We start from the raw sequence: 9,064 nt of genomic DNA on the forward strand, positions 1-9,064 counted from the left end.
ATTATAGTTAGGATTTTCTTTGTGGAACATACTGAGACCTCCTAGAACTTCTTATCTTTATTATAACTCTTGGCAAAAAGAAAAGCCCTAGAAAAATCAATTCCTAGAGCTTTGTCTTCAATCTGAAGCTTGCTCAACAAGCTTTTTTCTTAAGTCATTTTTAAGAAAACTAGGTTAAAACTAAAGATAACCCAAAATGAGCTTCGCAATACGTTAATGGAAGCTAAATGAGAAAAGTGCACTATTCTCATAAATGACATTTTAACTTGCTCTAAGGGATAAAATAAGGTAAAATCTTCCTAGCGCATTATTAACTTAATACAAGAGGTAAGCTAATGAAAAGTGAGAAGACCACTTTAAATACCGTCCTAATTTTTATAGGCAAAGTACTTTTATTTTATATCATATTGATGCTGCTAGTTTACTTTTTTGGATATGTTGGACATGGACAAGGTTCATTTATTTACAATGAATTTTAAGGAGAAAGAGCATGATTGATAATATGATTACACATCTTGATCAGTTTGCTGCAAGGCAACCTGATACCTTGGTTTATAACTGTTTAGGACATTGCCAGACTTATAAAGACCTAAAAGAAGATTCTGATAGTATTGCGGCTTATCTGGACACCTTAAGCCTACCAGCCAAGTCTCCGGTGCTTGTTTTTGGAGCACAATCCTATGAAATGCTTGCTACCTTTGTGGGCCTTACAAAGTCAGGCCACGCTTATATTCCAGTTGATAGTCACACAGCCCTTGAACGCTTACAAAATATTATTGAAATTGGTAAACCTAGTCTGATAGTAGCAATCGAACCCTTGCCTATAGACATTGCTGGTACACAAGTTATCACCCTCAAAGAGATTGAAAAGGCCAAGGCTCAAAAATCAGCCTATGCATTGACCCATCCAGTTACTGGCGATGATAACTATTATATTATTTTCACTTCTGGTACCACGGGTAAACCTAAAGGGGTACAAATCTCACATGATAACCTGCTCAGTTTTACCAACTGGATGATTACTAGTCCAGAGTTTGCAGTGCCAAAAGAGCCACAAATGTTAGCTCAGCCTCCTTACTCTTTTGACCTTTCTGTGATGTACTGGGCACCTACTTTAGCCATGGGTGGAACCTTATATGTCGTACCAAAAGACATTGTTGCTGACTTCAAACGCCTATTTGATACGATTATTAACTTACCGATTGGTATTTGGACGTCAACTCCTTCCTTTGCGGAAATGGCTTTGCTTAGTGAGGATTTTTGTCAGGAAAAAATGCCTTCTTTGACTCATTTTTATTTTGATGGGGAGGAATTAACGGTCTCTACCGCCAAAAAACTAATGGCACGTTTTCCGGAGGCGCGAATCGTCAATGCTTACGGACCAACCGAAGCAACGGTGGCTTTGTCGGCGATTGCAATCACAAAAGAAATGACGGCCTCTTATGCACGTTTGCCAATTGGCTATCCCAAGGCAGACTCTCCAACCTTCATCCTTGATGAAGCGTTAGCCATTTTACCAACTGGTGAACAGGGGGAAATCGTTGTCACCGGACCTGCGGTGTCAAAGGGCTACCTCAATAACCCAGAAAAAACTGCAGAAGCTTTCTTTGAATTAAATGGCCAACCAGCTTATCATACTGGTGATATTGGCTCGATGACCGAAGATGGTGTTTTACTGTATGGCGGCCGCTTAGATTTTCAGATTAAATACGGTGGGTATCGGATTGAGCTTGAGGATGTTTCGCAACAATTAAATCAATCGCCGTTCGTCGAATCTGCTGTGGCAGTGCCGCGTTATAATAAAGACCATAAGGTTCAAAATCTATTAGCCTATGTTGTGGTTAAAGGCGATGCGCGCAAGCAATTTGCAAATGACCGAGAATTGACCAAGGCTATTAAGCAATCTGTAGCCGACAATATGATGTCTTATATGATGCCAAGTAAATTCCTCTTTAGAGATGAATTGCCACTGACACCAAATGGCAAAATTGATATAAAAGGCTTGATTAATGAGGTGAACGGCAGATGATGGGCCTATTTGAAAAAATTCCATATTTAGATGCCTATGCCAACCCTCAGTACTTTGTTTATCTCCTCTTGGCCCTTTTTCCAATCACTCTTGGCTTGTTAAAGGGGAAAAGACTTCCCTTTTATGAATGGGTTGTCAACCTCCTTTTTATCTGTTTTTTATTTGGTGGAGATAACGATCATCAATTAATAGCCTTTTTATTTTATTGTATCTGGCAGACAGCCTGTGTCTGGCTGTACAAGAACTACCGCAAAAACCGCAACAGTAGTGTCGTCTTTTACTTAGCCTCCGTTGGGGCCCTTTTTCCCTTGCTTTGTGTTAAATTAGTGCCACTTTTAAGTTTTGATGAACGACCATCTTTACTAGGTTTTATTGGTATTTCTTATCTTACCTTTAAAACAGTGGGGATGATTATCGAAATGCGTGATGGGACCCTAACCGATTTCTCACTACCTGCTTTTCTGCGTTTTTTGATTTTTCTACCTACTTTTACGAGTGGACCGATTGATCGCTTCCGACGGTTTGAGTCAGATTATCAAAACGTTCCTGATCGTGATACCTATTTGACAATGCTTGATAAAGCTGTCATGTATCTCATGTTAGGAGCCCTTTATAAATTTATTATTTCTTATCTCTTGGGCGGGGTTATGTTACCAATTGTCCAAGGCAAGGCGCTCTCACTTGGGGGTTACTTTAATTTGCCAACGGTCTTGGTGATGTATTTGTATGGCTTGAATCTCTTTTTTGATTTTGCTGGGTATTCCATGTTTGCGATTGCCATTTCTTACATTATGGGGATCAAAACACCGGAAAACTTTCATAAGCCTTTTTTGGCCAGCAGTCTCAAAGATTTCTGGAATCGTTGGCATATGACGCTGTCATTTTGGTTTAGAGATTACGTTTTTATGCGGTTAGTTCATACTTTTATCAAGAACAAAACTTTTAAAAATCGTAATCATACTTCTAGTGCGGCTTATCTGATTAATATGCTTTTGATGGGCTTTTGGCATGGCTTGACTTGGTACTACATTGCCTATGGTCTTTTCCATGGGATTGGCTTAATCATTAACGATGCTTGGTTGCGCAAGAAAAAGGCTCTTAATCGAGAACGCAAAAAAGCAGGCTTAGCACCGCGGTTTGAAAGTAAATTCTTCCACGTATTTTCTATTATATTCACTTTTCATGTAGTTATGTTTTCCTTATTGATCTTCTCAGGCTTTTTGAATGATTTATGGTTTACAAAACTACCTAAGTAAGATTGAGGTATTTATTATGACAACACAAGAAACAGTAATTGAATTGTTTGACCGGTTATTTATGGAAGATGTTTCTGACATATTAGATGACGATTTATTTGATGCCGGAGTTCTCGACAGTTTAGGAACGGTCGAGTTGATTGTTGAGTTAGAGTCAGCCTTTAACATCAAGGTTCCCATCTCTGAATTTGGCCGCGAAGACTGGAATACTGTGAATAAAATTGTAGAAGGGGTAGAGGAACTTCGTCATGCTTAAGAGGCTGTGGTTAATTTTTGGACCATTGCTAACGGCTATCTGCTTAGTCATAGTAACTATTGTGGCTTTTCCAACTCATTTACCTCATAACCTAAGTCAAGAAAAGCGTAATGCCGTTGCTCTGACTGATACTTCCTTTAAAAATGGTGTAACGAAAAAACAAGCCCTAGCAGATAAGCATCACCATTTCATACCCTTTTTTGGTTCTAGTGAGTGGAGCCGGATGGACAGCATGCATCCTTCGGTGCTGGCAGAACGCTATCACCGGCCTTATATTCCCTATTTGATTGGAAAAAGAGGGACGCAAAGCCTATCACAATACTATAGCATTATGCAGATGTTACCAGAGCTGCGCAACCAAAAAGCTGTATTTGTCATTTCACCACAGTGGTTTTCCCCACAAGGGACAGAAATTACAGCTGTGCAAAAGTATATGTCAAACTCTCAAGTGATTAGTTTTCTCTTACAAGCTCACGGCAATGATCCAGCTTCGCAGATGGCTGCTAAACGGTTGTTACATATCAATCCGGGAGTTGTTTTCAATACGTGTTTGAAAAAAATTTCTCGCGGACAAGACTTATCAGCGTTGGATAAAAATATATTAAAAGTTTCAGAGGCAGCTAGCTTAAGAGAAGAGACCATGTTTAGTCATTTTAGTTCTTCTGATAATTACGAAGAGCACATTTTGCCACGGGTTGCCGGTTTGCCTAAAACGTTTTCTTATGAACGACTCCATGTCTTGGCAACGCGTCGTGGTCAAGAAGGAACTAATAATAATCGCTTTAGAATTCAAAACTTTTTCTACACTAAGCGCATAGCGCCAGGTTATCGTACGTTTAAAAACTTCCAAAGTAAAAATTCATATATTGTTTCACCAGAGTATAATGATTTTCAATTAGTGCTAGATGCTTTTGCAAAGCAAGATATGCAGGTCTTGTTTGTGATTACTCCTGTGAACCAAGAGTGGGCTAAGTATACTGGCTTAAACATGGACAAGTATCAAGCAGCTGTTAAAAAAATCAAATATCAATTAGAATCACAGGGTTTTACAGATATTGCTGATTTATCAAAAAAAGGCGGCGAGCCTTACTTTATGCAAGATACGATTCATATTGGTTGGAACGGTTGGTTGGCTTTTGATGAGCATCTACAGGCTTTCTTAGCTAAGAAAACTGACAAACCCAACTATGACATACATCCCTACTTTTTTAGTAAAGAATGGGCCAATTTAAATAACCCACCTGTGAAAGAAAGCCCGAAACAATAATTTGTTTTTTCTGGCTCATTGTCAACTGTAGTGGGTGACTTATAACTTATAACTAAGCGCGAGAGGAGACGAAGTTCGTCTTCTCTTTTGCTATGTTCAAAGGCTCTATAATATCTGTAGTGGGTAAATCGACTTTGTATTATAGAGTTTTTGACTGTGTGAAAAAAGTCGCTCATTGTTACCACTACAGTTGACAACGAGCCAGAAAATCTAACTCTTAAGCGGCGGTAAACTTGTAGTAACACTTATAAAAAAACTTCTAAAGGAATAGCCCTTTAGAAGTTTTGAAAGCTTGCAAGTTTATTTGACAGAACCACCCGTAATACCTTCAACATAGTATTTTTGCATAAAGATAAATAAGAGCGTAATTGGAATGGCGATTAAGACCGAACCAGCGGCAAAGGCCATAAACCAGTTATTGATAGTGTCAACCTGTAGCATTGAAAAGAGTCCGATCGCTACGGTGTATTTGCTGGTAGCGTCTCCAAGGATAACTTGTGCAAAGATAAAGTCAATCCAAGGTCCCATAAAGGAAATAAGAGCTGTGTAAACAATGATTGGTTTTGACAGTGGTAGGGTGATTTTTAAAAAGATGTCTAGTCGGCTAGCCCCATCGATCATTGCTGACTCATCAAGTGAATAAGGAATGGTATCAAAGAATCCTTTAGCAATGTAGAAGCCTAAAGCGGCACCAGCAGAATAAACTAGCACCAAGGCCGTAAGTGTTTGGGTTAAGCCAAGGGCCTTAAGAATGTAGTAGACAGCAATCATGCTCATAAATCCTGGGAACATGTTGAGTATGAGTGCTAGTTTTAAAAAGCCATTGCGGTGTTTAAATTTAATCCGGCTTAAGGCATAAGCCATGGCTACAGTAATGAGGGTTGAGATGATACAGGTGAAGGTGGCAACCACAAAGGTATTCATAAACCAACGACCAAATGGGAAGGAATTGTTGGTAAAGAGCTTGATGTAGTTATCTAGTGTAAATGTTTTGGGAATGAAGTAGTTAACATAGGCTGTGCCTTCTGCCCGAAAACTTGTTAGGACCACCCAGACAATAGGGAAGAGCCAAATGATTGAGAGGATGATTAAAGTGGCATAAACTAAGCCAAGTTGAAATCGACGTTTGTTTTTCATTATTTAGCCGCTCCTTCCTTGTATGATGCTGTTCTAGTATAGGCAAGTAAGCTAAAGATAGCTGAAACGGTAAAGATTAAGATTCCGATTACCGAAGCCAAATTATAATCAGCAGCGGTAAAGGTTAATTTATAGAGCCAAGTAACGAGCAAGTCAGTGGTTCCTGCTTGGTAGTAGTGTGAATTAGTTGGGCCACCACCAGTTAGGAGGTAGATAACGTTGAAGTTATTGATGTTACCAATGAATTGTTGGATTAGATTAGGCGTCATGATGAGGAGAATCTGTGGAAATGTGATTGATTTGAAGACTTGGAATTTGCTTGCGCCATCAATCTCAGCGGCTTCGATTTGCTCACTAGGAAGATTCATGATAATACCTGTTGCAATCAACATGGTAAAAGGAATACCAATCCACATATTAACGAGGATAATCGAAAATTTTGCCCAGATTGGATCAGATAAAAATGGTAAGGAATGCGAAATGAGGCCTACTTTACTTAAGAGGGCATTAACCGGTCCTTGGTCGTTAAGCAAGTTTCGCATGATTAAAAGCGAGATGAATTGGGGAACAGCAATGGTAATAACAAAGATTGTTCGCCATAGCTTTTTGAGCTTAAGTCCTTTGGTATTAATCAATAAGGCTAAGATCACACCAAAGAAGAAGTTGGTCGCGGTGGCAAAGACAGCCCAAATCAGTGTCCAAGAAAAGACAGGAAAGAAGGTTCCGGCCATTCGTCCGGTAAAGACATTACCAAAATTGACCAAACCGACCCAATCAAATAGTGATTTGGGTGGTAAGTGGTTATGGTCATAGTTGGTAAAGGCCAAACAAATCATATAGACCAAGGGTAAAATCGTAAAGAGTAAGATGCCAATAAGTGGTACAATCATAAGTGTTATATGGAAGCGACCATTGGCTAAGGTTTTAAAATCCTCAATGAAAGTTGGAATCTTTTGGTTTGTTGTCTTTAAGACATAAATGTGGCGGGCGCTTTTTAAGTTACACCAATAGACATAGGCAAATAAGAGGCAGAAAATGAGGGAAGCCAAGCCGAAAATTAGCATGAGCATGGAGTTATCACCCTCCACAGAAACTTGGAGTTTGATACCATCAATAACCTTAGTCTCCATGCCCTGCGTGTGGGTTCCTAGGGTGATCAGTCCTTTAAGTGCAGGTATAATCTGAGAGAAGAAGGCGATCAAGAAGATAATTTCGCCTCCTAAAAAGAGTATCCCTTTGGTTAGTTGTTTATTTGCCAGGTTTGCAAAGCCCATAATTAATGTTGATAATTTAATATCAAGGCCTCCTTTTTGGAGAGCTTCTTTAACGGTAACCTGTTTGTGTGCTGAAGTGGCAGTCATAAGTTGGGTACCTTTCTAATTAAAAATAATTGAGGTGAGAAAGCGAAATGTTACGTAAACTTTTAATTTCTTAAAAATTTACGTAGCACCTGGCTAACTCATAAAATAAAGAATGGAACCAAGTTTCCAAATGGAGCCTAGTTCCACTCCTTAATGATGAGTGAAAGACTAAACCTCTATAGTAATTAAGCAGTCGAGGCACTAGTCACAGGATGTGTCTTATTTAGTCGCGGCAATGTCTTTGTCGAACTGTTGCAATTTAGTGAGGTAATCAGCTTCGCTAATTTTACCATTGTAGGTATCACTTAAGATAGCAGCACTTTCAGTCCAGAATGTTGCCATTTGGCTAAGTTTAGGCATAACAACTGTATAGTCTTTGGAACCACCCATTGTAATGACTGTTTTAGCGAGGACATTTGATTGCACTTCAGAGGAAGCTTGCACATCTTTGTTTACAGGAACGATGTTACGTGTTTTGAATTGATTTTTTTGGCTTTCTGCATTGGTGAGGTAAGAAGCAAGTTTGTAGCTTGCTGCGATCCGTTTGGTATCGCCTTTAGCTGGTGCTTGGTTAACGGCATAAAGTTTAACACCTAAGAAGGCTTTTTGTTGAACGATTTGTCCACCAATATTCATTTTTGGATAAACGGCTACACCAAGTTTGTCTTTGCCGATAGCTTTTTGGGCAGCGGCATAGTCCCATGGACCAGACTCAAAGGATGCTACAGCGCCATCACCGAATTTAGACATGATATTGTTAGCATCTAAGTTAACAAAGCCTTTGTTATTTTTTTGGTCTGCAATCCATTTAAGAACAGAGACGCCTTTGTCATTACCCCAGTTAGTTCCTTTAGGATCTTCACCGTTTTCGCCAAAGAGGGTATCTCCTACAGATAAGAACAATGGTCCAGTAATATAAGAGTTAGCTTGTTTGAAGGTACCACCAAAGGTTGCTTTACGGGTGATTGTTTCGTATGAAGCAATATCTTGTTCAGATAGTTTTTCTTTGTTATAGAAAAGAACCTGGGATTCGATTCCAAATGGGAAGGCATAGGTTTTACCTTTGTATTGTGCACCGACAATTGCTTGATCTGTTGCTGTTTTAGCAATTTCTTTCGTGTATTGTTCTGGTACTTCTTGGATAGTACCAGATTCTACAAGTTGTCCAAGTTGATCGTGAGGAAGTGAGAAAACGTCAGCAGCTGTACTAGCATCTTTTTTGATTTTTTCTTGTGCTTTTGGATCTTCAGATTCTATCACTTTAACTTTGTAGCCTGAATCTTTTTCAAATTTAGCTACAGTGTCAGCGTAAGATTCTTTAGCGCCAGTTGGCACCCATAATTTAATCGTTTTAGCATCAGTAGAAGCAGATTGGGATTTATCTTTTGAGTTGGATGAGCATCCTACTAATAATGTTCCAGCAAGTGTGAGACTTGCTCCGCTGACGATAATTTTTTGCCATGATTTCATAGCTATTTCCTCCTAAGAAATATTTGTTAATATTATTATGCAACCGTTTGCAGAAAAAGTCAAGCCTTTTTTAACATTTTTTAGGTTTTCTAAAAATCAACCAGCTTCTTTTTGGCTGAGCGTTAGCTTTAGCAGGATAAGCATTGCATTTTATATGATAAAATCCCGAGTTTATCAGTTAAAAAATAAAAAAATCTCTATAAACGCTGTCAAATCAACGTTATTGAAGCTTTTTTAAGTTGTAAATCGTGTTGTGTATGCAGTTTTTCCCTAACTTTTGAATATCTT

8 protein-coding genes are annotated in these 9,064 nt (G+C 38.9%); 5 read left to right on the forward strand and 3 right to left on the reverse strand.

Features of this window, described 5'->3' with window-relative positions:
• Nucleotides 1–335: 335 nt before the first annotated feature.
• The 5 genes from GWD08_RS08240 to dltD are packed head-to-tail and all read left to right on the forward strand — an operon-like array spanning nt 336 to nt 4,808.
• Nucleotides 336–479 (forward strand): teichoic acid D-Ala incorporation-associated protein DltX, encoded by a 144-nt coding sequence (locus GWD08_RS08240; protein WP_159545163.1) that lies wholly within the window; start codon nt 336–338, stop codon nt 477–479.
• An 11-nt stretch (nt 480–490) separates the two neighbouring features.
• The gene (gene dltA / locus GWD08_RS08245) at nt 491–2,029 is read left to right on the forward strand and encodes a D-alanine--poly(phosphoribitol) ligase subunit DltA (protein WP_159565191.1); all 1,539 of its coding nucleotides are present in this window, start codon (nt 491–493) and stop codon (nt 2,027–2,029) included.
• Nucleotides 2,026–3,285, forward strand: coding sequence for a D-alanyl-lipoteichoic acid biosynthesis protein DltB (dltB, locus tag GWD08_RS08250; protein WP_159565193.1), 1,260 nt, complete (start codon nt 2,026–2,028; stop codon nt 3,283–3,285). The genes dltA and dltB overlap by 4 nt, the downstream gene beginning before the upstream one ends.
• 16 nt (nt 3,286–3,301) lie before the next feature.
• On the forward strand, nt 3,302–3,541 hold the full coding sequence (gene dltC / locus GWD08_RS08255; RefSeq protein ID WP_159545169.1) for a D-alanine--poly(phosphoribitol) ligase subunit DltC: 240 nt from the start codon (nt 3,302–3,304) through the stop codon (nt 3,539–3,541).
• Nucleotides 3,534–4,808 (forward strand): D-alanyl-lipoteichoic acid biosynthesis protein DltD, encoded by a 1,275-nt coding sequence (dltD, locus tag GWD08_RS08260; protein WP_159565195.1) that lies wholly within the window; start codon nt 3,534–3,536, stop codon nt 4,806–4,808. The genes dltC and dltD overlap by 8 nt, the downstream gene beginning before the upstream one ends.
• 300 nt (nt 4,809–5,108) lie before the next feature.
• Here the strand turns inward: dltD and GWD08_RS08265 are convergent, their stop codons facing one another.
• From GWD08_RS08265 to GWD08_RS08275, 3 genes are all read right to left on the reverse strand, one after another.
• Entirely contained in the window at nt 5,109–5,945 is an 837-nt protein-coding gene (locus GWD08_RS08265; RefSeq protein WP_159561506.1) for a sugar ABC transporter permease, read from the reverse strand.
• The gene (locus GWD08_RS08270; protein ID WP_159565197.1) at nt 5,945–7,306 is read right to left on the reverse strand and encodes a carbohydrate ABC transporter permease; all 1,362 of its coding nucleotides are present in this window, start codon (nt 7,304–7,306) and stop codon (nt 5,945–5,947) included. Before GWD08_RS08270 ends, GWD08_RS08265 begins: the two co-directional genes overlap by 1 nt.
• A gap of 219 nt (nt 7,307–7,525) precedes the next feature.
• The gene (locus GWD08_RS08275) at nt 7,526–8,776 is read right to left on the reverse strand and encodes an extracellular solute-binding protein (protein ID WP_159565199.1); all 1,251 of its coding nucleotides are present in this window, start codon (nt 8,774–8,776) and stop codon (nt 7,526–7,528) included.
• Nucleotides 8,777–9,064: the final 288 nt, after the last annotated feature.

Origin of the sequence: Streptococcus halichoeri (genome assembly GCF_009870755.1) — a bacterium.
GTDB classification, from domain to species: Bacteria; Bacillota; Bacilli; order Lactobacillales; family Streptococcaceae; genus Streptococcus; species Streptococcus halichoeri.

What these genes read in the sequence shown, in the direction of transcription:
- dltC (WP_159545169.1), top strand. Translation starts at nt 3,302, where the DNA reads ATGACAACACAAGAAACAGTAATTGAATTGTTTGACCGGTTATTTATG.
- GWD08_RS08270 (WP_159565197.1), bottom strand. Translation starts at nt 7,306, where the DNA reads ATGACTGCCACTTCAGCACACAAACAGGTTACCGTTAAAGAAGCTCTC.
- GWD08_RS08240 (WP_159545163.1), top strand. Translation starts at nt 336, where the DNA reads ATGAAAAGTGAGAAGACCACTTTAAATACCGTCCTAATTTTTATAGGC.
- dltB (WP_159565193.1), top strand. Translation starts at nt 2,026, where the DNA reads ATGATGGGCCTATTTGAAAAAATTCCATATTTAGATGCCTATGCCAAC.
- GWD08_RS08265 (WP_159561506.1), bottom strand. Translation starts at nt 5,945, where the DNA reads ATGAAAAACAAACGTCGATTTCAACTTGGCTTAGTTTATGCCACTTTA.
- GWD08_RS08275 (WP_159565199.1), bottom strand. Translation starts at nt 8,776, where the DNA reads ATGAAATCATGGCAAAAAATTATCGTCAGCGGAGCAAGTCTCACACTT.
- dltD (WP_159565195.1), top strand. Translation starts at nt 3,534, where the DNA reads ATGCTTAAGAGGCTGTGGTTAATTTTTGGACCATTGCTAACGGCTATC.
- dltA (WP_159565191.1), top strand. Translation starts at nt 491, where the DNA reads ATGATTGATAATATGATTACACATCTTGATCAGTTTGCTGCAAGGCAA.